The 23,788-nt window shown below is 44.8% G+C and carries 21 protein-coding genes and 1 pseudogene; 17 read left to right on the plus strand and 5 right to left on the minus strand.

Annotation, left to right across the window (positions count from 1 at the left end; translation table 11 throughout):
- Positions 1 to 73: 73 nt before the first annotated feature.
- The 4 genes and pseudogenes from QLG00_RS06995 to QLG00_RS07010 all read left to right on the plus strand — a co-directional run bounded on the left by QLG00_RS06995 (position 74) and on the right by QLG00_RS07010 (position 1,983).
- Positions 74 to 643: a DUF2939 domain-containing protein gene (locus tag QLG00_RS06995; RefSeq protein WP_119025400.1), complete on the plus strand. Its 570-nt coding sequence runs from the start codon at positions 74 to 76 to the stop codon at positions 641 to 643.
- 63 nt (positions 644 to 706) lie between these two features.
- Positions 707 to 1,051, plus strand: coding sequence for a zinc ribbon domain-containing protein YjdM (locus QLG00_RS07000; protein WP_055415800.1), 345 nt, complete (start codon positions 707 to 709; stop codon positions 1,049 to 1,051).
- Between the two features lie 44 nt (positions 1,052 to 1,095).
- Complete coding sequence (locus QLG00_RS07005; RefSeq protein ID WP_025096119.1) at positions 1,096 to 1,500, plus strand: NUDIX domain-containing protein; 405 nt, start codon at positions 1,096 to 1,098, stop codon at positions 1,498 to 1,500.
- Between the two features lie 148 nt (positions 1,501 to 1,648).
- Positions 1,649 to 1,983 (plus strand): annotated as a pseudogene (locus QLG00_RS07010) (YegP family protein).
- A 107-nt stretch (positions 1,984 to 2,090) separates the two neighbouring features.
- On the opposite strand, the gene QLG00_RS07015 reads toward QLG00_RS07010, so the two are convergent.
- From QLG00_RS07015 to QLG00_RS07025, 3 genes are all read right to left on the minus strand, one after another.
- A complete protein-coding gene (locus QLG00_RS07015; RefSeq protein ID WP_282470708.1) occupies positions 2,091 to 3,374 on the minus strand; it encodes a ribonucleotide-diphosphate reductase subunit beta in 1,284 nt (427 codons plus the stop codon).
- A 134-nt stretch (positions 3,375 to 3,508) separates the two neighbouring features.
- Entirely contained in the window at positions 3,509 to 3,640 is a 132-nt protein-coding gene (locus tag QLG00_RS07020; protein WP_004935008.1) for a hypothetical protein, read from the minus strand.
- Between the two features lie 60 nt (positions 3,641 to 3,700).
- A complete protein-coding gene (locus QLG00_RS07025) occupies positions 3,701 to 6,523 on the minus strand; it encodes a ribonucleoside-diphosphate reductase subunit alpha (protein ID WP_076032977.1) in 2,823 nt (940 codons plus the stop codon).
- Positions 6,524 to 7,067: 544 nt separating this feature from the next.
- Here QLG00_RS07025 and bfmR point away from each other — a divergent pair.
- Together bfmR and bfmS are read left to right on the plus strand one after the other, a co-directional pair.
- Positions 7,068 to 7,784, plus strand: coding sequence for a response regulator transcription factor BfmR (gene bfmR / locus QLG00_RS07030; protein ID WP_004935012.1), 717 nt, complete (start codon positions 7,068 to 7,070; stop codon positions 7,782 to 7,784).
- A gap of 46 nt (positions 7,785 to 7,830) precedes the next feature.
- Positions 7,831 to 9,492, plus strand: a complete 1,662-nt coding sequence (bfmS, locus tag QLG00_RS07035) for a sensor histidine kinase BfmS (protein ID WP_004935013.1) — start codon at positions 7,831 to 7,833, stop codon at positions 9,490 to 9,492.
- A 27-nt stretch (positions 9,493 to 9,519) separates the two neighbouring features.
- On the opposite strand, the gene QLG00_RS07040 is transcribed toward bfmS, so the two are convergent.
- Both QLG00_RS07040 and QLG00_RS07045 read right to left on the minus strand, forming a co-directional pair.
- Positions 9,520 to 9,879, minus strand: a complete 360-nt coding sequence (locus QLG00_RS07040; RefSeq protein ID WP_004945574.1) for a hypothetical protein — start codon at positions 9,877 to 9,879, stop codon at positions 9,520 to 9,522.
- A 94-nt stretch (positions 9,880 to 9,973) separates the two neighbouring features.
- On the minus strand, positions 9,974 to 11,386 hold the full coding sequence (locus QLG00_RS07045; protein ID WP_282470709.1) for a sensor domain-containing diguanylate cyclase: 1,413 nt from the start codon (positions 11,384 to 11,386) through the stop codon (positions 9,974 to 9,976).
- Positions 11,387 to 11,837: 451 nt separating this feature from the next.
- Between QLG00_RS07045 and ndhC the strand changes: the two genes are divergently transcribed.
- The 11 genes from ndhC (at position 11,838) to nuoL (ending at position 23,787) form a co-directional block, all read left to right on the plus strand.
- Complete coding sequence (gene ndhC, locus QLG00_RS07050; protein WP_004935016.1) at positions 11,838 to 12,389, plus strand: NADH-quinone oxidoreductase subunit A; 552 nt, start codon at positions 11,838 to 11,840, stop codon at positions 12,387 to 12,389.
- A 6-nt stretch (positions 12,390 to 12,395) separates the two neighbouring features.
- A complete protein-coding gene (locus QLG00_RS07055) occupies positions 12,396 to 13,073 on the plus strand; it encodes an NADH-quinone oxidoreductase subunit B (protein ID WP_004935017.1) in 678 nt (225 codons plus the stop codon).
- Positions 13,074 to 13,154: 81 nt separating this feature from the next.
- Positions 13,155 to 14,942: an NADH-quinone oxidoreductase subunit C/D gene (gene nuoC / locus QLG00_RS07060; RefSeq protein ID WP_151764546.1), complete on the plus strand. Its 1,788-nt coding sequence runs from the start codon at positions 13,155 to 13,157 to the stop codon at positions 14,940 to 14,942.
- 12 nt (positions 14,943 to 14,954) lie between these two features.
- Positions 14,955 to 15,464, plus strand: a complete 510-nt coding sequence (gene nuoE / locus QLG00_RS07065) for an NADH-quinone oxidoreductase subunit NuoE (protein WP_004935022.1) — start codon at positions 14,955 to 14,957, stop codon at positions 15,462 to 15,464.
- Entirely contained in the window at positions 15,461 to 16,792 is a 1,332-nt protein-coding gene (gene nuoF / locus QLG00_RS07070) for an NADH-quinone oxidoreductase subunit NuoF (RefSeq protein ID WP_004935024.1), read from the plus strand. Before nuoE ends, nuoF begins: the two co-directional genes overlap by 4 nt.
- An 11-nt stretch (positions 16,793 to 16,803) precedes the next feature.
- Positions 16,804 to 19,488, plus strand: coding sequence for an NADH-quinone oxidoreductase subunit NuoG (gene nuoG / locus QLG00_RS07075; protein WP_282470710.1), 2,685 nt, complete (start codon positions 16,804 to 16,806; stop codon positions 19,486 to 19,488).
- 3 nt (positions 19,489 to 19,491) lie between these two features.
- The gene (gene nuoH / locus QLG00_RS07080; RefSeq protein WP_004935029.1) at positions 19,492 to 20,508 is read left to right on the plus strand and encodes an NADH-quinone oxidoreductase subunit NuoH; all 1,017 of its coding nucleotides are present in this window, start codon (positions 19,492 to 19,494) and stop codon (positions 20,506 to 20,508) included.
- 18 nt (positions 20,509 to 20,526) lie between these two features.
- Positions 20,527 to 21,069 (plus strand): NADH-quinone oxidoreductase subunit NuoI, encoded by a 543-nt coding sequence (gene nuoI, locus QLG00_RS07085; RefSeq protein ID WP_004935031.1) that lies wholly within the window; start codon positions 20,527 to 20,529, stop codon positions 21,067 to 21,069.
- A complete protein-coding gene (gene nuoJ, locus QLG00_RS07090) occupies positions 21,069 to 21,587 on the plus strand; it encodes an NADH-quinone oxidoreductase subunit J (RefSeq protein ID WP_171063737.1) in 519 nt (172 codons plus the stop codon). Before nuoI ends, nuoJ begins: the two co-directional genes overlap by 1 nt.
- Positions 21,587 to 21,895, plus strand: coding sequence for an NADH-quinone oxidoreductase subunit NuoK (nuoK, locus tag QLG00_RS07095; RefSeq protein WP_004922503.1), 309 nt, complete (start codon positions 21,587 to 21,589; stop codon positions 21,893 to 21,895). Before nuoJ ends, nuoK begins: the two co-directional genes overlap by 1 nt.
- Complete coding sequence (gene nuoL / locus QLG00_RS07100; RefSeq protein ID WP_025094477.1) at positions 21,892 to 23,787, plus strand: NADH-quinone oxidoreductase subunit L; 1,896 nt, start codon at positions 21,892 to 21,894, stop codon at positions 23,785 to 23,787. The genes nuoK and nuoL overlap by 4 nt, the downstream gene beginning before the upstream one ends.
- Position 23,788 lies beyond the last annotated feature (1 nt).

Here is a 23,788-nt window from a genome sequence, read left to right on the forward strand (position 1 = left end):
TATGCTTCTGTTTTATGCTGAGTCATAAGACTTTACCAGTATCATGTAGTAAAAGGAGATATTGGCACACTCAATGAAAACGCTTAAATATCTTCTTATACTTCTGGTGCTGGTTATTCTGGGGTATGTGGTTGCATCGCCGTATTGGGTGGTTTATCAAATCCAGAATGCTGTGCAAAAAAATGATGCACAGACGCTATCTCGCTATATCGATTTTCCGAGCGTTCAGACACATTTAAAAGAACGCATCCACATTCGTTTGGGTGATTTGCAAGATCAACAAAATGGCCCTGCAAATGCTTTAGGTGCCTTGGTGGCATCAAGCTTAATGGATCGATTGGTCGAAGTTGCGCTGACTCCCGAGGGTATGATGTTGCTGTTACAAGGCAAAGCACTGAAAGAACGCTTTGAGCGTTCGTACCTTGAGCAAAATTTGAATCAAGATATGCATTCTAACCCCGAATCGGATGCCCCCAAAGCGACCACTGCTGAAGAACAACCTGCTATGCGCTACTCGGGCCATTACGAAGCTTGGAATGCTTTTGAAGTCACGCTACAAACCCAGCAAGACAAAGAAGTCCAGTTTATATTGCACCGCTCGGGATGGTCTTGGAAACTGGTCGATATCAAAATTCCGTTTTAACAAGGCATCCAGATTTTTAAAAACAGTGCATTCACGGCATAATACAGCTTTTCGAGTTTTTTTATGTCTTTACCGCATTGTCCCAAGTGTCAGTCAGAATATACCTATCAAGAGAATGACTTATTGATTTGCCCAGAATGTGCCTATGAGTGGAAAGAAGGGGAAAGTGCACCATCCGATGAAAATGAAACCATTAAAGATGCGCATGGAAATATTCTGGCAGATGGCGATCTCGTCACAGTAATGAAAGATCTAAAAATTAAAGGGTCATCATCTGTGGTCAAAGTGGGAACTAAAGTCAAAAATATTCGTTTGGTTGCAGGCTCGTCCGATGGACATAATATCGATTGTAAAATTGAAGGTATTGGACAAATCAAGCTCAAATCCGAGTTTGTAAAAAAAGCATAATGTTAAAAGGGAGTATTTTTTACTCCCTTTTTTAGTGAGGATCTATGGCATTTTCAGATGTTTACCGCGTGGGGGCACATGCGGTGATTACCAATCGCACAGGTCAAGTGTTATTGCTCAAAGCCACTTATGGCGATTTTGCATGGGGCTTACCGGGTGGTGGGATCGACCCTGATGAAACCATTTTAGAAGGTTTAAAGCGCGAATGCCGTGAAGAACTTGGTGTCGAGATTGAGGTTGAAGCACTCACGGGTGTTTATTTGCATGCTGAAATTAACGCGCATGTAAGTATTTTTCGTTGTCATCTAGATGCCGCAGCCGACATTATCTTGAGTCATGAGCATTCCGATTTTGCTTACCATGATCTTGAGCAATTGAGTGCTGTTCAGCGCCAGCGCGTAGAAGACTGTATTTACTTTAGTGGAGAGGTGATTTTTCGTAAATTTTAATCGTAATATTTGATGTCTGCTTTTAATAAAACCGACAAATCTTCGCAATAAAATGTATAAAAAACAATCTACCCAAGTTGCTTGAAGTGTCTTATATTGATTGAACAATAAATCAACAAGCAAAATTAAAAATACGAGGCAAGGAGATATGGCGGGTTGGTATGAACTGAGTCAGGCAAATGATGGTCAATATCGTTTTGTGCTTAAAGCAGGCAATGGTGAAATTATTTTGACTAGCGAGCTTTATAAGGCTAAGGCATCGGCAGAAAATGGTATTGCATCGGTACAAAAAATAGCCCAGATGATGCACGCTATGATCGCTTAAAAGCAAAAAATGGTAAACCTTATTTCAATTTAAAAGCAGCCAATCATCAAATTATAGGCAGCAGTCAGTTTTATGCTTCTGAAGCCTCACGTGATAAAGGCATTGAATCGGTTAAAAATAATGGCAGCAGTACAACAGTGAAAGATTTGACGCTGTGAAGGGAGTGAAAATGGGTGTAAGAAGTATTGGAAGATTGAGTTAACGTTTTAAGAGTAAAAATAAACCGCTACGATGAGCGGTTTACTTTTGATATTGCATTCAGCCTTTACCAGCTCAACGCACCACCAGTTTGGTAATCTGTCACACGCGTTTCAAAGAAGTTCTTCTCTTTACGCAAGTCCATCATCTCCGACATCCACTGGAACGGGTTGTTCACACCAGGGTATTGCTCTGGTAAGCCAAGCTGTGCCAAACGACGGTTACAGATAAACTTCAAATACTCTTCCATCATGGCCGCATTCATGCCCAATACACCGCGTGGCATCGTGTCACGAGCATATTCGATTTCAAGCAAAGTACCTTCCACAATCATCTGAATCACTTCTTGCTGGAATTCGGCAGTCCATAAACTTGGGTTTTCAATCTTGATCTGGTTGATCATGTCGATACCGAAGTTTACGTGCATCGATTCGTCACGCAAAATGTACTGGAACTGTTCAGATACACCGTTCATCTTGTTACGGCGGCCCATACTCAAAATTTGGGTAAAGCCACAGTAGAAGAAAATCCCTTCAAGAACACAGTAAAACGCAATCAGGTTACGCAGTAACTGCTGATCGGTTTCAGGTGTACCTGTTTGGAAAGTAGGGTCGCTAAGCGATTGTGTATACTTAAGGCCCCATGCCGCTTTACGCGCGACACTTGGAATCTCGTGATACATGTTGAAGATTTCGCCTTCATCCATACCCAACGATTCGATACAGTACTGGTAAGCATGAGTGTGAATAGCTTCTTCAAACGCCTGACGTAAAATGTACTGACGGCACTCTGGGTTGGTAATCAAACGGTAAATCGCCAAAACCAGATTATTCGCGACCAAAGAGTCGGCAGTCGAAAAGAAGCCCAAGTTACGTTTAACAATCACACGCTCGTCTTCAGTCAAGCCATTTTCAGACTTCCAAAGCGCGATGTCATGGTTCATGTTAACTTCTTGTGGCATCCAGTGATTGGCACATCCGTCTAGGTACTTCTGCCAAGCCCATTCGTATTTAAACGGCACAAGCTGGTTTAAGTCTGCACGGCAGTTGATCATTGCCTTGTCGTCAACCTGTACACGCGCTGCACCTGTTTCGATCTCTTGCAAACCGGCACTGATGTCCAGATGCTTTAGGGATTCAGATGCTCGAGCCACCGGATCGGTTGGATCTGTTGATCGCACGGAATCGGTTCCAGTGGATTGTACATTTGCCACACTCGGCGATGATGGCTCTGTAGCAGATACCAACGGCGTAGTTGGCGCTTCTTTCGTATCGACGGGCGCAGACTGGTGTTCATGTGCAGCCGGTTTTTGCGAATCATCTTCTAAATCGTCCCAACTCAGGATAGACATATCAATTCTCTCTTCGTTGTTAATATCGTTTTCGATATCTTTTGGAAGATATCTTTACTATACGCTTATTCTGTGTAAGCAAAATTAAGTTTTATCGATAACTGCTCTAAAATTACTGAATAGAACAAATATCCCTACGACTTATTTTGATTACGCTGTTGTTCACGAATTTTCAAAAACGCGTAAACCAAGGGCGTGTAGAACACAATTGAGGCCACAATGAGCACCGCCAAACCAAGCATATAGTTGTGAGTCAGATGCCACATTGTGTTGTCCTCATGTTCAATCAGGAACGCCTCAAACCGAAACGTTCCTGAAGGGATGTTTTACTGACACGCTTCGCAGTCAGGATTATCGATTGAGCAAGCCATTGGCACTGGAGCAGCTTGTGTAAAGCCATCTTCAGTGGTTTCTGCTTTTACTTCTGGCGCAACTGCTGCCACTGGTGCTGCAGTCGCGGTAGCTTTAACTGCGTTTAATGCGCCAGTGTTAATAGTCGACTTCTCGGCAGAAGTGGCACCTAATGCACGGAGGTAATACGTCGTTTTGAGGCCACGCAACCATGCCATTTTATAGGTAATGTCAAGTTTCTTACCGTTTGCACCTGCAATGTACAAGTTCAGCGATTGCGCTTGATCGATCCATTTTTGACGACGAGAGGCTGCATCAACAATCCAGCGTGGCTCAACTTCAAATGCTGTAGCAAAAATTGCTTTTAATTCTTCAGGAATACGCGCAATTTTTTGTACCGAACCTTCAAAGTGTTTCAGGTCGTTAACCATCACGGTGTCCCACAGGTCGCGTTCTTTCAAAGCGCGTACAAGGTATGGGTTGATGACCGTAAATTCACCCGACAAGTTCGATTTTACATACAGGTTTTGGAAGGTTGGCTCAATCGACTGTGAAACGCCACAAATGTTCGAGATGGTGGCGGTTGGTGCAATCGCCATCACATTTGAGTTACGCATACCGTCTTTTTGCACTTTAGCACGTAGAGTATCCCAGTCTAGGCGTTGGGTGCGGTCTACTTCAAACATACGCTCCGGACGTGATTTTGCCACGATATCAAGTGAGTCGATTGGCAAAATACCCTGATCCCAGAGTGAACCTTTAAAGGTTGAGTACACACCACGTTCAACCGCCAAGTCGCTTGAGGTTTGAATCGCGTAGTAGCTGATAACTTCCATCGATTCATCTGCAAAATCAACCGCTGCATCAGAACCGTAAGCAAGACCCAATTCATATAGTGCATCTTGGAAGCCCATGATGCCCATGCCCACAGGGCGGTGCTTCAAGTTCGAGTTTTTCGCTTGTGGCACTGCGTAGTAGTTGATGTCGATAACGTTGTCGAGCATACGCACAGCAGTTTTGATGGTACGTGCCAGTTTCTCACGGTCAAGTGAACCACCTTGTACGTGCTGAACAAGGTTGATCGAACCTAAGTTACATACTGCAATTTCATCTTCGCTGGTGTTGAGCGTAATTTCTGTACACAAGTTTGACGAGTGAACCACGCCTGCGTGTTGTTGTGGCGAACGTAAGTTACATACATCTTTAAATGTAATCCACGGATGGCCTGTTTCAAACAGCATCGACAGCATTTTACGCCACAAGTCTTGCGCACGGACTTTTTTGTGCAACAGCTCTTGTTCTTTAGCAATCGCTTCATAGTGCGCATAACGCTCTGCAAATGCTTCGCCAGTCAAGTCGTGTAGGTCTGGTACTTCAGATGGCGTAAACAACGTCCATTCTGCATCTTCAAACACACGCTGCATAAACAGGTCTGGTACCCAGTTGGCCGTGTTCATGTCGTGTGTACGACGGCGGTCATCACCCGTGTTCTTACGAAGCTCTAGGAATTCTTCGATGTCGAGGTGCCACGTTTCTAGGTATGCACAGACTGCACCTTTACGCTTACCACCTTGGTTAACCGCAACAGCTGTATCGTTCGCTACTTTCAAAAACGGTACAACACCTTGAGACTTACCATTGGTGCCTTTAATGTACGAGTTGAGTGCGCGTACTGGTGTCCAGTCATTACCCAAGCCGCCCGCCCATTTAGACAGCATCGCATTGTCGCGGATCGCACCATAAATGTTGTAAAGGTCATCACCAATCGTGGTGAGGTAACAGCTCGACAACTGTGGGCGTAGTGTGCCGGCATTGAACAGGGTCGGGGTAGACGCCATGTAGTCAAAGCTTGAAAGTAGGTTATAAAACTCGATTGCACGTGCTTCACGGTTTTCTTCGTTGAGCGCCAGACCCATCGAGACACGCATGAAGAACAATTGTGGCAATTCGTAACGCACGCCATCTGAATGAATGAAGTAGCGGTCGTAAAGCGTTTGTAAGCCCAAGTATGTAAACTGGTTTGAGCGCTCAGGTTTAATCGCTGCCGCCAATTGCGCCAAATCAAACTTTAAGAGTTCTGGGTCTAGTAGCTCAAGCTCAATCCCTTTTTTCAGGAAAGTTTCAAGCGCATCGCTTTCTAGGGTGTCTTCTGGTAAACCCAAAAACTCAAGGCCTTTTGCCACAAGTTCGTTACGTAATAAACGCGCAGTCACGTAGGTATAGTTTGGCTCTTGTTCAATACGTGTACGTGTTGCCATCATCATGGTGGTGGCGATGTCGCTAATTTTGACACCGTTGTACAGGTTTTTAACAGTTTCATCGACAATTGCTTGAATGTTAATGCCTTCAAGGCCTTCCGCTGCTTTTTCAACAGTGGCTTTTAGTGCATCGAGATCAAGCGGTTGAAGCTGACCTTGATTGTCGGTGATTTGTAAGGTTGGGTGATGGTTGGCGCCTGCTTGCTGGCGTGCAGTACTACGCTGCTCACGGTAAATCACGTAAGCACGCGCAACTTTTTGTTCGCCAGTACGCATCAGCGCAAGTTCAACCTGATCCTGAATTTCTTCAATATGAATAGTACCGCCAGAAGGTAAGCGACGGTTAAAGGTGTTCATCACCATTTCGGTTAATTGACTGATTCGGTCATGAATACGACTTGAGTCAGCGCTTTGCTGACCTTCAACAGCTAAGAATGCCTTTCCAATCGCAACAGAGATTTTCTCTGCATCAAAGGTAGCAACTTCTCCATTGCGTTTAATCACCTGAAGTTGTCCAGGAGTTGAAGTGATTACGCTCATGTCAGCATAGCTCCATTGTGATCTGTATTTATGTTCATGGACCATTTGAACCGGGCAAATTTGTGCACGATGTTTGAGGGATAAACACAAGACTTAGTGGTTAATATAGTTTATAGGCACAAGATACGGGAATTTTGGCAGGATATCAATCTTGACTTTTCTTTAATTTTTTTTCCAAATTCTATGTGCATGATTCTGTGGTGCATAGCATAACAAAGGCTGTTAAAAACACGTATAGATAACTGTGTGGATAACTCAAAAAACACTCGTTCAGTGCTGTTGTTTTGGTCCGGTGAAATAATTTGTTTAATAATTGGACGGTCTTTGCGACGACTGGTGAACTTGTGATCTGAGGCGGAAAAATATTTAAAAAGACCTGAAAATTCAACACTTAATAAAAATGCAACAAAATACAACGGACGTGTATCAGTTTGGTGAACGAGGACTTGTTTACAATGTAAACGTGTGTATATTGCAATCTATTATGTCGGTGTAATTGTTGGTTTTTGAACAAGACACTTTAATAGATGATAGGGGCAAAAGTATGAGCCAAGAAGAAAAGTTACCCAAGATTTTAATTGTTGAAGATGACGAGCGTCTTGCACGTCTGACACAAGAATATTTGATCCGTAATGGATTGGAAGTGGGGGTCGAAACAGACGGTAATCGCGCGATTCGTCGTATTATTGGCGAACAACCAGATTTAGTCGTACTTGATGTGATGTTGCCTGGTGCCGATGGCTTGACGGTTTGTCGCGAAGTGCGCCCTCATTATCATCAACCTATTTTGATGTTAACTGCACGTACCGAAGATATGGATCAGGTGTTAGGCCTTGAAATGGGTGCCGATGACTATGTCGCAAAACCTGTTCAGCCACGCGTATTGTTAGCGCGTATCCGTGCCTTGTTGCGTCGTACCGACAAAACAGTAGAAGACGAAGTTGCACAGCGTATCGAATTTGATGATCTAGTCATCGATAATGGCGGACGCTCAGTGACGCTCAATGGTGAACTGGTCGATTTTACCAGCGCCGAATACGATTTGTTGTGGTTACTTGCCTCTAATGCTGGTCGCATTTTGTCGCGTGAAGATATTTTCGAGCGTTTACGTGGCATCGAATATGACGGTCAGGATCGCTCGATTGATGTTCGTATTTCTCGTATTCGTCCAAAAATTGGTGACGATCCGGAAAATCCGAAACGAATTAAAACCGTTCGTAGTAAAGGTTATTTGTTTGTAAAAGAAACTAATGGCTTATAATCTTTGCCATTGAGACCAAGAGCACTTCTTGTTTAAGGCTGATCGAGTGTTTAAGCACAGTATATTTTTACGTATTTATGCGGGTTTGGTGGTACTGGTCATGTTGGTGGCCCTATTTGGCTATCTGCTTGTCCAGATCATTAACTATCAGCGCGCACAGGAATATCGTGAATCATTGACTGATGGTATTTCCTTTGTGATCAGTGAGAGTATTGCTCGTCAGCCGACTAAACAGCAAAAGCTGGACTGGATTTCCGATGCCTCAGATTTACTGGAATTACCGATTTATTATGTCGATGCAAGTAAAATCGAGTTATCCCGCACCGAAAAAAAACGTATAGAAGAACAAAAATCGGTGGTTCGGTATGATGCCGAAACCTCTATTGCATATGTGATTATCGGACTGCGGAGCGATCCACAGCATTTTCTCTATATTAAGGTCGATAAAATCGGTGAGCGCCAGATGAAAGCGCTGCCGATCTTTATTTTGGATTACTTGATTTATTATCCGGGTCAAGAAAAGCAATACGTCGAAAAAATCCAGACGCATTTTTCTTATCCGATCAATATTTATAATGTGAAAGATCTGAATCTTGATTCAGAGCAGATTGGTCGTCTTCGTCAAAATCAAAGCATTATGCTATACCGTGATAATGCCACCATTCGTGGTACGACCATTTCGATTATTTCACCTATGCCGAACAATCCACTCAATGTATTGGTGCTCGGTCCGGTTCCGATGTTTAACTGGATGCCGTTTCAATTATCTGCCGGTATTACGTTGTTTAGCTTGTTTCTGCTTAGCTTAGGGGTGTATGGCTTAATCTTGCCGCTAGAGCGCAAGATCCGTCAGGTGCGTTATGCCTTAAACCGCATGAAATCAGGAGATTTGTCGCTTCGTGTTCCGATCGAGGGAAGTGATGAAATGGCCAATCTGGCTTCAAGTTATAACAATATGTCCGACCATATTCAGCGGTTGATTGAGGCACAGCGCGAACTGATGCGAGCTGTCTCGCATGAACTGCGTACGCCAGTGGCGCGAATCCGGTTTGGTATGGAAATGCTCGCAGAAGAAGACGATTACGACTACCGTATTCAACAAATGGAAATGATTGATCGTGATATTGAGGCACTCAATACCTTGATTGATGAAATCATGACCTACGCCAAGCTTGAGCAAGGTACGCCATCGCTGGATTTTGAGGAAATTATTCTGCTCGATTTGTTGAGTCAGGTAGCAGTCGAAACCGAAGCACTTAAAACCCAAAAAGAAATCGAGCTGATTCCACCTGCGACCGCCATTATGGTCGATGCAGAGCGACGTTACTTACACCGTGTGGTGCAAAATTTGGTCGGTAATGCGGTACGCTACTGCGATCATAAAGTTCGAATCAGTGGGGGTATTCAAGGCGACGGTAATGCTTACATCTGTGTGGAAGATGACGGGCAGGGCATTGCAGAAGAAGACCGCGTACGAATTTTTGAGGCATTTGCACGACTTGATGACAGTCGAACCCGTGCTTCGGGTGGTTATGGGCTTGGGCTTTCTATCGTCAGTCGTATTGCCTACTGGTTTGGTGGCACAATTGAAGTAGATGAAAGTCCAGATTTGGGCGGGGCGCGTTTTATCATGCGCTGGCCGGCCAAGCGTTTTAATCAAACGTTGAAGAAGAAAAACCAGTTTAAAATGAAAGAAGGCAGCTCATAAGCTGCCTTCTTTTTTTAAATGTTAAATTTACTGATAAAGACTGGCATCCGGTGCAATCAAGGGTTTACCTTGTTTTAATGCAGCTAATGCATCTTGGTTGAAGTCTACGCTCAGTGTATTGTTTTCAGCATCAATCTTGTAATGGTTAATTAGTTTTTGGTCCCCACCTGCCAATGTCTCTACACGGTATTCATCACTGATGTTTAAAATGCCTTCAAGGTTTGTGGTCGTTGAAGCAAAGTCTTCACGAAATAATTGATAAATTTCTTTTAAATCAAAAGTAACGTGATCTGCATCGGCGTGTTTTTGCGCATAGGTTTCGATATGGCGAACAAGTAATTGCGCATAAAAGAAATAATTCGGTTTATGTGTAAATTCAAGGCTCATTCTTTTACTCCTTATTCTGTCTTTTCAGCATACACATCCACACAGCACGTCAGTGTATAAAGATGATTAAAGCATGTAGCTGAATTGAAACAAGTTATGAGTAACTCGAGATGGTATTTCGTCCTTGTTGCTTGGCTCGATACAATGCCTGATCGGCTTCTTTGAGCATTTGTTCTAAGGACGCCGTGTGGTTCGGCTGAAAAAAGCTAATGCCAATACTGACATGAATATAAATAGGATGGTTATTGGATAAGTAAATCGGATGTTCGCTGACCTTTTTACGAATGCACTCGGCCAGTAAGAAGGTTTCATGTGCTCCAATTTGAGGTAAAAGAATGGCGAACTCTTCTCCTCCTAGGCGGCCCAAAATATCGTTGGGCCTTAGGCATGATTTGATGGTATGCGCGCACAGTTTAATGGCTTGATCACCAATAAAATGACCATAGTTATCATTCACCGATTTAAAGTGATCGATGTCCAGCATCAGCAGTGCGCTTGGGGTGCTGTTGCCTAATATTTTTGTAAATAGTGTGCGTGCGGTCTGATAAAAATAACGACGGGTAAGACTTAAGGTCAGTTCATCGTGCGAGGCAATATACTCTAGATCTTCGATCAACCGGCTCCGAATACTGTTGATATTCGACACGGTAAGCGGGGCAATGACCATCATGATCATACCCAAACGAATTGAGATGCTGTTTTCAAGATATTCCTGCGGATACAGTACGATGTAATTATGAGTTAAATGGTACAGTAACAAACTGGCACTAATCGAGGTAATGATCGTGACTGAAAAGTGTCGATAGGTCAGCGCACACCAGATCAATACCGCGATCGGATAAAGTACAGAACCGGGTCCATTGTCATAAAAGCAGAAAACAAGCGCAGCGGTCACGCTCATGACGGGTAGCAGATGTTGAAATTCGATAGGCGTTTGAAAGAAATGCTTAAGTTCATTTCGAAATGGCAAGCTAATCAAGATAGGCAATAGCAACAAGGCATTTTGCATCTCTGCGGTAAACCAGCCGCCCAGTTCAATCCAGAAATTACCATGCATAAATACCGGGCTGATCATGGGAACAAATAGGCTTGCAAATAAAGCACCTGCGAAACTGCCAATTGCGCAAAAGCTAAATAAAAACAAATAAAAATAGCCTTGATAGCTGCCTTGTAATTTGCGAATAAAACGATGATATAACCCAAAGGTGACTGCGATATAACACAGATTGGCCAAAGTCAGAACAAGGATTTCGGGCAGACTTGAACCAAAAATACTGTCTGATACTAAATACCCAAGTATTCCACCTGTGAGCGCGTAGCGATTACGCAGAGTGGGATAACGGATTAAGAGACCAAGAAAAATCGAATTGGCAGGCCAGAAAGAAGCAAGAAAGCTTAAGGGGCGGGTTAAGATACCCAAAGTACAGCAGAGAAAAATAATAATAAAAAATAAAATAAAATGTTGCTTTGTAGAGCGTGATAACGTATTTCTAAAGTAGTGAACCATAGAATCAAGCCTTAAAATAAGATGACGCTCTTAATAAAATGTTACATTTTCATTCTGCTGCGCATTTAACCATAATTTATGAAAAGGATGAATAATCATAATTTAAATTTATTATGCTTGCGCTATTGTGGTGCAAATCGGATTGAACGTGATAAATCATGCCAATGACTCAAATGACAGACATAAACGACAAAAAAGTTAAAAAAAGAAAAAAATAATCATAAATTGATTAATGATTAGTTAAATCGATAATCTACGTGAACGTTGGGGTTGAACGTGATTGCGTGACAAAATTGTATAAAAACCATGCTAAAGGCGAAGAGGCTTGAACTAGAAAGAGAAAAGCGAAATCAGGTACAATTGGCGGGATTAATTTTGTGTTTGGTGCGGTTCCAAGACCGAAACATATATTTCTTTGTTAAATAATAGGCCTGCCAGGAGTTATCCCCGCATGAGTGCCATTACTCCATACGATTGGGCAATTATTGCCTTCGTGATCGGCGTTACATTTCTGTGCGTTTTTATGCTTACTGTTCCCTTACTCCTAGGGGGTAAATCATGGGGACGCGCAAAGCAGGAACAGTTTGAATCGGGTGTGGTGAGCGCAGGTGGTGCTCGCATTCGTTTGTCTGCAAAATTTTATTTGGTTGCTATTTTCTTTGTCGTGTTTGATCTTGAAGCACTTTATCTTTATGCGTGGGCAACGTCTGTGCGTGAAGTGGGTTGGATGGGCTTTACCACGATGTTGATTTTTGTTGTAGATCTTCTGATTGCATTGATTTATGTCTTTGCGACGGGTGCCCTGACGTGGTCGCCTTCAGATCGTCGTAAGGCAGCAGGAATTAAACCGAAGATTGGATCTCCAAACATGAATATTGCAGAGATCACGCGATTTAATTCAATTGAAGAGTTGGTCATCGATCCAACTGGTCATATCCCTGCACAATCCTCTGGTCGAATGAAGTCAAACACATCGACAGCACCGTCATCTATACAGGAGTAACTCGGGATGAAATATACATTAACCCGTGCGAATCCGGATGCTAATCAATATCCATTACAAGAACGCCAAGTTGTCAGTGATCCACTTCAGGAAGAAGTCAATAAAAATGTATTTATGACTCGCCTTGAAGATGTATTGCATAACGTAGTGAACTGGGGACGAAAAAATTCAGTTTGGCCTTTCAACTTTGGTACGTCTTGTTGTTATGTTGAATATGCGACAACCCTAACCGGTGTCCATGACTTATCACGTTTTGGTGCCGAGGTTATTCGTGCTTCACCGCGCCAAGCTGACTTAATGATTGTCGCAGGTACGTGCTTTGTCAAGATGGCACCTGTTATTCAGCGCTTGTACGAACAAATGCTTGAACCAAAGTGGGTCATTTCCATGGGTGCATGTGCAAACTCTGGTGGTATGTATGACATCTACTCAGTGGTACAGGGCGTAGACAAAATCATTCCAGTCGACGTTTATATCCCAGGGTGTCCACCTCGTCCAGAAGCATTAATTCAGGCGCTAATGCTGCTGCAAAACCAAATTCAACTTGAGCGTCGTCCGTTGTCTGCCGTAATTGGTGATGATCTTCAGCCGATTTATAAGCCAAAGATGATGCCAGAACGCGATCGTAAAAATGCAGAGCGGATTGCGGTTAAAAACTTACGCTCCATGGATGAAATTGAGTAAATTTTTGATAATTTGCGCTCATCAGGGCGCAGGATGATCAAAAAACCTAAAAGAATTTGTATTAAATAGGAAGCCAAACCAATGGCTGAAACTGACATTGCTATGCCAGAATCAACCGCTGTTGATTCACGCCCAGCATTTGCAATTGTAGAAGAGCTCAAGACCAAATTTGGTGAGAACTTCTATGTGCAAACAACTTGTGAAGAGTTTCCAACTGTCTGGGTTGAACGCTCACGCGTACAAGAAGTTTTGATGTTTCTACGTAAGGTAGACCGTCCTTATGTCATGTTGTTCGATTTGTCTGCAATAGATGAGCGTTTACGTGTACACCGCGATGGTTTGCCTGCTTCAGATTTCACTGTTTTCTATCATTTGCTGTCTTTAGAACGTAACAGTGACATCCGAATCAAGGTTGCTTTAAATGAGAGCGATCTCAATATTGCAACAGCGACCAATATCTGGCCAAACGCCAACTGGTACGAACGTGAAGCCTACGATATGTTTGGCATCAATTTCGAAGGGCATCCAATGCTCCGTCGTATTTTGCTACCAACCTATTGGGAAGGCCATCCGCTTCGTAAAGAATATTCTGCACGTGCTACGGAATACACGCCGTACATGCAGGACAAAGCCAAGCAAGACTTCGAACAAGAGCATTTGCGTTTTGTTCCTGAAGACTGGGGTCTAAAGCGCGGTAATGCCGACGAAGACTTTATGTTCTTGAACTTGGGTCCAAACCATCCGTCTGCGCACGGTGCATTCCGTGTGGTCTTGCAGCTTGATGGTGAAGAAGTTAAAGACTGCGTACCGGATATCGGTTACCACCACCGTGGTGTGGAAAAAATGGCAGAGCGTCAAACATGGCACTCGTTCATTCCCTATACCGACCGTGTAGATTACTTGGGTGGTTGTGCGCAAAACATGCCGTATGTGATGGCAGTTGAGCAGCTTGCTGGTATTAAAGTGCCAGAGCGTGCCCAAGTCATTCGTGTCATGTTGAACGAATTGTTCCGTATCAATAACCACTTGTTGTTCTGTGGTACAGCCATTCAGGATGCCGGTGGCATGACACCAGTATTCTATATGTTTGCCGACCGTCAAAAAGTGTATGACATCGTCGAAGCCATCACGGGTTATCGTATGCACCCGGCTTGGTTCCGTATCGGCGGTACTGCCCACGATCTTCCAAACAACTGGCATAAGCTGGTGAAGGAACTTCTTGAGTGGATGCCAAAGCGTCTAAATGAATACCATACAGCAGCGCTGAAAAACTCGGTATTTATTGGTCGTACCCGTAATGTTGCGCAATACGACGCAAAATCAGCATTGGCTTGGGGCGTGACGGGTACAGGTTTACGTGCAACAGGTATCGACTTCGACGTACGTAAATACCGTCCGTACAGTGGCTATGAAAACTTTGATTTTGATGTGCCAGTCGAGTACGAAGGTGATGCTTACGCGCGTGTCATGGTGCATTTCCGTGAAATCACTGAGTCATTGAAAATCATTCAGCAATGTCTAGACAACATGCCGTCTGGTCCGTACAAAGCCGATCATCCATTGGCTGTTCCACCACCAAAAGACAAAACTCTGCAAGACATCGAAACCTTGATTAATCACTTCTTAAGTGTGTCATGGGGTCCGGTTATGCCTGCGGGTGAAGCATCGTTCATGACGGAAGTGGTAAAAGGGGCGAGTACCTATTATCTCACCTCAGACAAAGCCACCATGAGCTACCGTACGCGTATCCGTACACCAACCTTCACGCACTTGCAGCAAATGCCGTCAGTAATTAATGGCAGCTTGGTGTCCGACTTGATCATTTATTTGGCGACCATCGATGTGGTTATGGCCGACGTGGATCGCTAGGGATAAACGATTATGATGATTTTGACTGATAAAAAACCTCGCGTGAATGTGGAAGGGATTTTGACTGCTGATGAGATTCATGAAATTGAACATCACATTCATCATTATCCATATCCACGTGCGGCCTCTTTGGATGCTCTTAAGTGCGTACAGCGCCGTAATGGCTGGGTTGACGATGCACAAATGAATGCAATTGCACAATTGCTTAGCATTAGTGTGGCGGACTTAGAAGGTGTTGCTACCTTTTATAACCGTATTTACCGCCAACCAGTCGGCCGCCATGTAATTTTGCTGTGTGACTCAATTGCCTGTTTCTTAATGGGTGCAGAAACGCTGGCAGAAGCATTTCAGCGTGAGTTGGGAATCCAGTACGGACAAACTACTCCAGATGGCCGTTTTACTTTATTGCCAATTTGCTGCTTAGGAAATTGCGATAAAGGTCCAACTTTAATGATCGATGAAGATACCCATGGTTTGGTGGACGTGTCTTCGGTCAAGCAGTTATTGGAGAAGTATGTATGAATACTGAACCAAAACCGATTTATGGCGATGGTAACCCTGAAACTCATCCACTGACTTGGCGTTTGAGTAAACAGGAACATGTACGAAATGCCGATGAGTACGAAGCACTAGACGGTTATGCTGGCTTTAAAAAAGCATTGGGCATGAAACCTGCTGAAGTACTTGAAGTGGTAAAAGCAGCCACAGTAAAAGGCCGTGGTGGTGCGGGTTTCCCGGCGGGCATTAAATGGTCGCTGATGGCGCCAAACGATGGTGGCCCGCGCTACCTGATTTGTAATGCCGACGAGATGGAACCAGGTACCTTTAAAGACCGTCTGTTGATGGAACAGCTTCCACATCAGTTGATCGAAGGGATGCTCATCGCAGGTTATACGCTTGAGGCAACACAAGGCTATATCTTTATTCGTGGCGAATACATCGAAGCGGCTCAGTATCTCAATGAAGCACTCGAACAAGTGCGTGCCAAAGGCTACTTGGGCGAAAACATTCTAGATACAGGCTGGAACTTCGAGCTGTATGTACATACTGGCGCAGGACGTTATATCTGTGGCGAAGAAACCGCACTGATCAACTCGCTTGAAGGTCGTCGTGCCAATCCGCGTACTAAACCGCCATTCCCGCAAGTTGCGGGTGCATGGGGTCGTCCAACGATTGTCAATAACGTTGAAACCTACAATAACTTGCCTGCCATCATGTTGCGTGGTCCAGAGTGGTACATCGGTCTGTCTGCAGGCAAATCGAAAGATCCTGGCACCAAAATTTATGGGGCATCTGGCAAAGTGAAATTCCCAGGGCTTTGGGAATTGCCATTTGGTACAACGGCGCGTGAAGTGATTGAAGAGCATGCTGGCGGTATGCGTGATGGGCTTAAGCTCAAAGCGTGGTTGCCGGGTGGTGCCTCAACTGACTTCTTGGCGGCAGAACACATTGATTTGCCAATGGACTCAGAAACTATCATGAAAGCAGGCTCACGTTTGGGCACCTGTTTGTTGATGGTGGTCGACGAGACACAGTGTATGGTTGCTGCAACACGTAACTTGGAAGAGTTTTTTGCGCGTGAGTCGTGTGGCTGGTGTACACCGTGTCGTGACGGTCTCCCTTGGGCTGTAAAAGCGTTGAAAGCACTCGAAAATGGTGAAGGCAAGATGGAAGATATCCAGCACCTTCAAGAGCTCACCCGTAAGTTATGGATTGGTAAAACATTCTGTGCACACGCACCTGGTGCGATGGAGCCACTCATGGGCGCGCTTAAATATTTCCGTAGCGAGTTTGAAGCAAAAGTGGCCAATAGCCCTGTTGTTCAAGCCAGCAACGTTGCACAAGCTTAAGGAATTCGACTATGGCTACAATTCATGTCGATGGAAAATCATACGAAGTTGATGGATCTGAAAACCTGCTACAAGCATGTTTGTCCCTCGGCCTTGATATTCCATATTTTTGTTGGCATCCCTCTTTAGGTTCTGTGGGCTCATGCCGCCAGTGTGCGGTGACCCAATATGCAAATCCTGAAGACACGCGTGGGCGTCTGGTGATGTCATGCATGACACCTGCAACAGACAATACCTATATCTCAATTGAAGATAAAGAAGCCGTTGAGTTTCGCGAGTCGGTGGTTGAGTTTTTGATGACCAACCATCCGCACGACTGTCCTGTGTGTGAAGAAGGCGGTCACTGTCATTTGCAAGATATGACGGTGATGACCGGTCATGACCGTCGTCGCTATCGTTTCACAAAACGTACCCACTATAATCAAGAGTTGGGTTCGTTTATTGCACATGAAATGAACCGCTGTATCGCGTGCTACCGTTGTGTACGCTACTACAACGACTACGCAGGCGGAACCGATTTTGGTGTCTACGCCAATGCAGCACGTGTGTACTTTGGTCGTCCAGAATCTGGAACGCTGGAATCTGAATTTTCGGGTAACCTCACCGAAGTGTGTCCAACAGGTGTATTCACCGATAAGACGCATTCAGCACGTTATAACCGTAAATGGGATATGCAGTACGCACCAAGCGTATGTCATGGCTGTTCATCGGGCTGTAATATCTCTCCGGGCGAGCGTTATGGCGAATTACGTCGTATTGAAAACCGCTTCAACGGTGAAGTAAACCAATACTTCCTTTGCGATAAAGGTCGCTTTGGTGGTGGATACGTGAACCGTGAAGATCGTCCGCGTCAGCCGCAGTTCCGTTCGGGCACGTCTGTTACTACTGTGTCGGTTGATCAAGCACTTGATCAAGTAATCAGTACCTTACAAGGCAAAAAAGTATTGGGTGTGGGTTCTCCGCGCGCTAGCCTTGAATCAAACTTTGCACTACGTGAGCTGGTTGGTCAGGATAACTTCTCGACTGGTATCTCGCAAAAAGAACAAAACTTGGTTGAGCTTGCTGCGTCTATCATGCAAACACAGGGAATTTATAACCCGAACATGCGTGAAATCGAAAGCTACGATGCAGTTTTGATTTTAGGTGAAGATCTGACTCAAACTGCACCGCGTATGGCACTGTCGGTTCGTCAGGCTGCCAAAAACAAAGCCAAACAAATGGCGGCAGATCGTCGTACACCAGAATGGTTGGCAGAGCCTGTACAACGTATCGGTCAAGATGCCAAATCGCCAATTTACATTCTGGCAGCCACCCAAACACGTTTAGCCGATGTGGCAACGGGTGAGGTTGTTGCATCACCAAATGATATTGCGCGTTTAGGTTTTGCAGTGGCAGCAGCAGTTCAAGGCGAAACACTGACTGGACTAGACGATGATGCCAAAGCATTTGCACAAAGCATTGCGGATGCATTAAAAGCAGCGAAAAAGCCATTGATCATCTCGGGCACAAGTCTGCAAGATCCGGCAATTATCGAAGCAGCAGCGCAAGTTGCACAAAACCTTGGCCCAGAGGCAGGATTATCCCTAACCGTTCCTGAAGTCAATTCAATGGGTCTAGCGCTTTTGGGTGGTTTAAGCCTTGAGCAGGCTTTTGCACAAGACTATGACGTGATGGTCGTGCTTGAAAACGATTTATATCGCCGTTTACCTGCAACACGTGTCAATGCTGCATTTGAAAAAGCACAATCTGTTGTTGTGCTTGATCATAGTGAAACAGATACGGTGAAACAGGCCGATGTGGTACTGTCTGCTGCAAGCTTTGCAGAGGGCGATGGAACCGTAGTGAGCCAAGAGGGACGTGCACAGCGTTTCTATCAGGTCTATGATCCAAGCTACTACAAACCGGAATATGCCATTAAAGAATCTTGGCGCTGGTTACATGCCATCGAAACAGGTTTAAAAGGTAAGTCAATTATCTGGACTGTGCTAGACGATGTCATTGACTCTGTTGTGAAAAATGTACCTGTACTCGATGCGATTCAAGATGTGGCACCAGATGCAGGCTATCGTGTACATGGTCTGAAAATTGCCCGTGAACCACGTCGTTATTCAGGTCGTACAGCACTACGTGCCCCGATTTCGGTTCATGAGCCAAAGCAACCTGTCGATGTCGACTCAGCATTAACGTTCTCGATGGAAGGTTATGTAGGCCCTCAAAAAGCAGCATCATTGGTTCCATTTGCATGGGCGCCGGGTTGGAACTCACCGCAATCTTGGAACAAGTATCAAGACGAAGTCGGTGGACATTTGAAAGGTGGTGACTCAGGCGTGCGTCTGTTTGATCGTTTACCAAAACGTCCGGCACGTAGTTATGTGGCACCATCAGCGGTGATGTCACATCCTGAAAGCTTCCGTTTGGTACCAATGCATCATATTTTTGCCTCTGGTGAATTCACCATCAAGACACCTGCGATGGAATCGCGTATTCCAGAAGCTGCTTTTGCAGTAGGTGAACAAGATGCGGCACGTTTAAATCTAAAAGACGGTGCGTCACTCAAAGTACAGGCAGGTGAGACGACAGTGAGCTTACCCGTTCAGGTGATTGAGTATTTACCAGCAGGATATATTGGTTATCCAGTAGGTTTGGCACCGATGATTTCGCTTGCTGAACCTGTTTCTGTTGCGGTGGGAGTGTAATTCATGAATCAAGAAATCATGCGCCAAACTCCACTCTGGGCAGAAAACTGGCCAATCGCATATGCCGTTGTGCAGGCGATTGTGATCTTGTTGGTGGTTGTTCTAATTGCAGCATTGATGTCGTTTATCGAGCGTCGTTTGCTGGCATGGTGGCAAGACCGTTACGGTCCGAACCGTGTAGGTCCGGGCGGGATGTTCCAGATTGTAGCCGACATGCTTAAAATCATGTTTAAAGAAGACTGGACACCAAAGTTTGCAGACAAACTGACGTTTCGTCTTGCACCAGCAGTTGCTATGGCGACAGCGGTGCTGTCTTTTATCGTGATTCCAGTCAGCCCGACATTGGGTGTGGCAGACATGAGCATTGGACTGTTGTTCTTTATGGCGATGGCCGGAATTGCAGTGTATGCCGTGTTGTTTGGTGGTTGGGCATCGAATAACAAATACTCGCTTCTTGGGGGACTTCGTTCAGCGGCTCAGACCATTTCCTATGAAGTGTTTCTCGGGATCTCGCTCATGGGCGTGGTGGCAATTGCAGGTTCATTTAATCTGCGTGAAATTGTCGAAGCTCAACGTGATATGTGGTTTATTGTTCCACAATTCCTTGGCTTCATGATTTTTGTTGTGGCAGGCGTTGCCGTAACTCACCGTCATCCATTTGACCAACCTGAGGCCGAACAAGAGCTGGCAGAAGGTTATCACGTCGAATATGGCGGCATGAAATGGGGGATGTTCTTCGTTGCTGAGTACGTCAACATTGTGCTGATTTCTGCACTGATCGTGACGTTGTTCTTTGGCGGCTGGTTAGCACCGTTCAATCTTGAAGTATCGTTTATTCCACCAGCATTCTGGTTCATTGTAAAAACAGCATTTTTTGTGATGATGTTTGTTTTGGCACGTGGTGCATTGATGCGTCCACGTTATGACCAAGTCATGAATTTTGGTTGGAAAGTTTGTTTGCCGCTGGCGTTGGTCAACCTTATGGTGACTGGTGCTGTGATTCTAATGAATCAGGCCTAAGACAGCAGGGAGTACAAAATGTATAAAGTTCTAGCTGGAGTTGGGTCAATCGTTCGTACATTGTGGATGGTCTTCACTCACATTACGCGTAAACGTGACACAATTCTGTATCCAGAAGTACCAGCAGAGGAAATTGTACCACCTCGCTTTCGTGGTCGTATTGTTTTGACACGTGATCCAGATGGAGAAGAGCGCTGCGTAGCGTGTAACCTCTGTGCGGTGGCATGTCCGGTGGGTTGTATTTCCTTGCAAAAAGCAGAGAAAGAAGACGGTCGCTGGTATCCTGAATTTTTCCGTATCAACTTTTCGCGTTGTATTTTTTGCGGAATGTGTGAAGAAGCGTGTCCAACGACTGCTATTCAGATGACGCCAGATTTCGAGTTAGCCGAATATGTACGTCAAGACCTGGTATATGAAAAAGAAAATTTACTGATTTCTGGTCCGGGTAAATATCCTGATTATAACTTCTATCGCGTTGCAGGTATGGCAATTGATGGTAAAGAAAAAGGTCAGGCACAAAAAGAAAGTGCACCAGTTGATGTACGGAGCTTATTACCATGATGTGGCCATTTTATTTGATGGCTCTTGTGGCCATTATCTCGACGATTCGAGTGGTAACGAACTCGAATCCAGTACATGCGTTGTTAAGTCTGATTGTTTCATTACTTGCAGTTGCGGGGATTTTCATGATCGTGGGTGCGCCATTTGCTGGTGCACTTGAAATCATTGTTTATGCCGGTGCCATTATGGTGTTGTTCGTTTTTGTGGTGATGATGCTCAATCTTGGGCACAACACCGTTGAACAAGAACGTAAATGGTTAAGTTCAGATGCGTGGGCGATTCCTGCGCTCATGAGCTTTTTGCTCGGACTGACATTGATCTGGATGCTCGGCGGCGAATACACCACACAAGGTCTCATGCTGGGCCGTGAAGTGATTGGTCCAAAAGCCGTTGGTCAAGTCCTCTTTACCCACTATCTATTATTGGTAGAAATTGCCGCGATGTTATTGCTTGCAGCTTTGGTTGCAGCCTTCCACTTAGGTAAACGCGAGCCAAGTGCAACAGGGGAACAAGAATAATGGGTAACATTCCTTTAGAGCATGGATTGATTGTCGCGACCATTCTTTTTGCGCTGGGTTTTTACGGCGTAATGGTGCGACGTAACTTACTGTTCATGTTGATGAGCCTTGAAATTATGATGAATGCCGCTGCATTGGCATTTGTTTTGGCAGGAAGCGTTTGGGCACAGCCTGACGGTCAAATCATGTTTATTCTGATTTTGACACTTGCTGCTGCAGAGGCATGTATCGGTCTTGCGATCGTCCTTCAGTTTTACCATCGCTTCCACCATCTGGATGTGGATGCTGCAAGTGAGATGCGCGGATGAGTACTTTATATTTAACGATTCTTTTTCCGCTGATCGGCTTTGTTTTATTGGCGGCAGGTCGCGACAAACTTTCTGAAAATGTAGCCGCGATCATTGGTGTTGGTTCAGTCGGTTTATCTGCATTATTTGCGCTTTTGGCGGGACTCGCATTTACCAGCAGTGGTCAACCTGTTTTTGTTCAGCATTTATGGACATGGTTTAATGTCGGTGGTTTTGCGCCAGGCATTACACTGCATCTTGATGGTTTGTCCTTGCTCATGATGGGCATGATCACGGGTGTGGGTTTTTTAATTCATATCTTTGCATCATGGTACATGCGTGGCGAAGATGGTTATGCGCGTTTCTTCTCGTATTTTAACCTGTTTGTTGCCAGCATGTTGGTGCTGGTTTTAGGCGATAACCTTGCGTTATTATTCTTGGGTTGGGAAGGCGTTGGTCTGTGTTCTTATTTGTTGATTGGTTTTTATTATTCAAATCCAGCCAACGGATGGGCAGCCATCAAAGCATTTACCGTGACTCGTGTGGGTGACGTCTTCTTGCTGATTGCACTCTTCTTGCTTTACCAACAGTTTGGTACGCTCAATACGCAATACATTGTGGAAAATGCAGCATCGGTGATGACACAGAGTTCATCACTTTCGATCTGGACCGCATTGATGCTGTTCTTGGGTGCAGCGGGTAAATCAGCACAGATTCCACTACAAACGTGGTTGGCAGATGCGATGGCAGGTCCTACACCTGTTTCGGCATTGATCCACGCAGCAACCATGGTGACCGCAGGGGTATACCTCACTAGCCGTATGCATTCGGTGATTGAAATGGCACCTGCAGTGATGCAGTTTATTTCAATTACTGGTGCAGTAACGCTGCTCGTAGCAGGTTTTGCAGCACTGGTACAAACCGATATCAAACGTATCTTGGCTTACTCAACCATGAGTCAGCTCGGTTATATGTTTATGGCTGTGGGTGCAGAAGCGTACCAAGCCGGATTGTTCCATATGCTTGCACATGCATTCTTCAAAGCATTATTGTTCCTATCGTCTGGTGCTGTAATTCTGGCATGTCATCACGAACAAAACATTTTCAAAATGGGTGGGCTTCGTAAGAAGATTCCATTTGTGTTCTGGTGTTTCGTGATTGGTGGCGGTGCATTAGCTGCACTACCGATCGTAACGATTGGCTTCTTCTCAAAAGATGCAATTTTGGGTGCCGTGTATGCACAGTCGAGCATTGCAAATCTTCCACTTTACTCAACGTTGTATTGGGTGGGTGTAGCAGGTGCATTCCTGACCTCAATTTATACCTTCCGCCTCATTTGGGTGGTGTTCTTTGGCGAAGAAAAAACCGAAGCACATGCCATTCATGGTGTGACCTACTGGGGACCATTGGCTATTTTGGCAGTGTTTTCAACAGGTGTAGGTTATTTCCTTCAAGGGCCGGTACTCAATATCTTGACGGCAGCAAAAATTCCAGCCTTTATGATTCCTGAATCAATGGAAGCTGCGGTATCACATGCTGAGCACTTGGCAAGTGGTGTTGCAATTGCAGGTCTGGTTGTTGGAATTGTATTGTTTGCCTTTGCTTACAATGCAGTAAAATCATTTGCTGCAACTGGTCTGGGTTTAGGTTTGGCGCATATTTGCCGCACGGCATTTGGTTTCGATGCACTTTATGACATCGTATTTGTTAAACCGTATTTACTCATCGCGAAAATTTTAGGTCGTGATCCGATTGATGGCTTGTGGCTCTTGCTTCCAGCGTTGGTACGTGGTGGTAACAGCTTCACCAGCTCACGTCAAACGGGTTCGTTGCGTGAATACGCATCAAGCATGTCACTCGGTGTAGTGGTGTTATTGATGATCCTGATTATTCTTCAGGTTGTGGGGAAATAAA

Source organism: Acinetobacter sp. V89_7 (genome assembly GCF_029967895.1).
In the GTDB taxonomy this organism is placed as follows: Bacteria; Pseudomonadota; Gammaproteobacteria; order Pseudomonadales; family Moraxellaceae; genus Acinetobacter; species Acinetobacter soli.

Bases quoted from the DNA above. Each gene is read 5' to 3' on its own strand.
- QLG00_RS06995 (WP_119025400.1), top strand. From the start codon at position 74: ATGAAAACGCTTAAATATCTTCTTATACTTCTGGTGCTGGTTATTCTG.
- QLG00_RS07000 (WP_055415800.1), top strand. From the start codon at position 707: ATGTCTTTACCGCATTGTCCCAAGTGTCAGTCAGAATATACCTATCAA.
- QLG00_RS07005 (WP_025096119.1), top strand. From the start codon at position 1,096: ATGGCATTTTCAGATGTTTACCGCGTGGGGGCACATGCGGTGATTACC.
- QLG00_RS07015 (WP_282470708.1), bottom strand. From the start codon at position 3,374: ATGTCTATCCTGAGTTGGGACGATTTAGAAGATGATTCGCAAAAACCG.
- QLG00_RS07020 (WP_004935008.1), bottom strand. From the start codon at position 3,640: ATGTGGCATCTGACTCACAACTATATGCTTGGTTTGGCGGTGCTCATT.
- QLG00_RS07025 (WP_076032977.1), bottom strand. From the start codon at position 6,523: ATGAGCGTAATCACTTCAACTCCTGGACAACTTCAGGTGATTAAACGC.
- bfmR (WP_004935012.1), top strand. From the start codon at position 7,068: ATGAGCCAAGAAGAAAAGTTACCCAAGATTTTAATTGTTGAAGATGAC.
- QLG00_RS07040 (WP_004945574.1), bottom strand. From the start codon at position 9,879: ATGAGCCTTGAATTTACACATAAACCGAATTATTTCTTTTATGCGCAA.
- QLG00_RS07045 (WP_282470709.1), bottom strand. From the start codon at position 11,386: ATGGTTCACTACTTTAGAAATACGTTATCACGCTCTACAAAGCAACAT.
- ndhC (WP_004935016.1), top strand. From the start codon at position 11,838: ATGAGTGCCATTACTCCATACGATTGGGCAATTATTGCCTTCGTGATC.
- QLG00_RS07055 (WP_004935017.1), top strand. From the start codon at position 12,396: ATGAAATATACATTAACCCGTGCGAATCCGGATGCTAATCAATATCCA.
- nuoC (WP_151764546.1), top strand. From the start codon at position 13,155: ATGGCTGAAACTGACATTGCTATGCCAGAATCAACCGCTGTTGATTCA.
- nuoE (WP_004935022.1), top strand. From the start codon at position 14,955: ATGATGATTTTGACTGATAAAAAACCTCGCGTGAATGTGGAAGGGATT.
- nuoF (WP_004935024.1), top strand. From the start codon at position 15,461: ATGAATACTGAACCAAAACCGATTTATGGCGATGGTAACCCTGAAACT.
- nuoG (WP_282470710.1), top strand. From the start codon at position 16,804: ATGGCTACAATTCATGTCGATGGAAAATCATACGAAGTTGATGGATCT.
- nuoH (WP_004935029.1), top strand. From the start codon at position 19,492: ATGAATCAAGAAATCATGCGCCAAACTCCACTCTGGGCAGAAAACTGG.
- nuoI (WP_004935031.1), top strand. From the start codon at position 20,527: ATGTATAAAGTTCTAGCTGGAGTTGGGTCAATCGTTCGTACATTGTGG.
- nuoJ (WP_171063737.1), top strand. From the start codon at position 21,069: ATGTGGCCATTTTATTTGATGGCTCTTGTGGCCATTATCTCGACGATT.
- nuoK (WP_004922503.1), top strand. From the start codon at position 21,587: ATGGGTAACATTCCTTTAGAGCATGGATTGATTGTCGCGACCATTCTT.
- nuoL (WP_025094477.1), top strand. From the start codon at position 21,892: ATGAGTACTTTATATTTAACGATTCTTTTTCCGCTGATCGGCTTTGTT.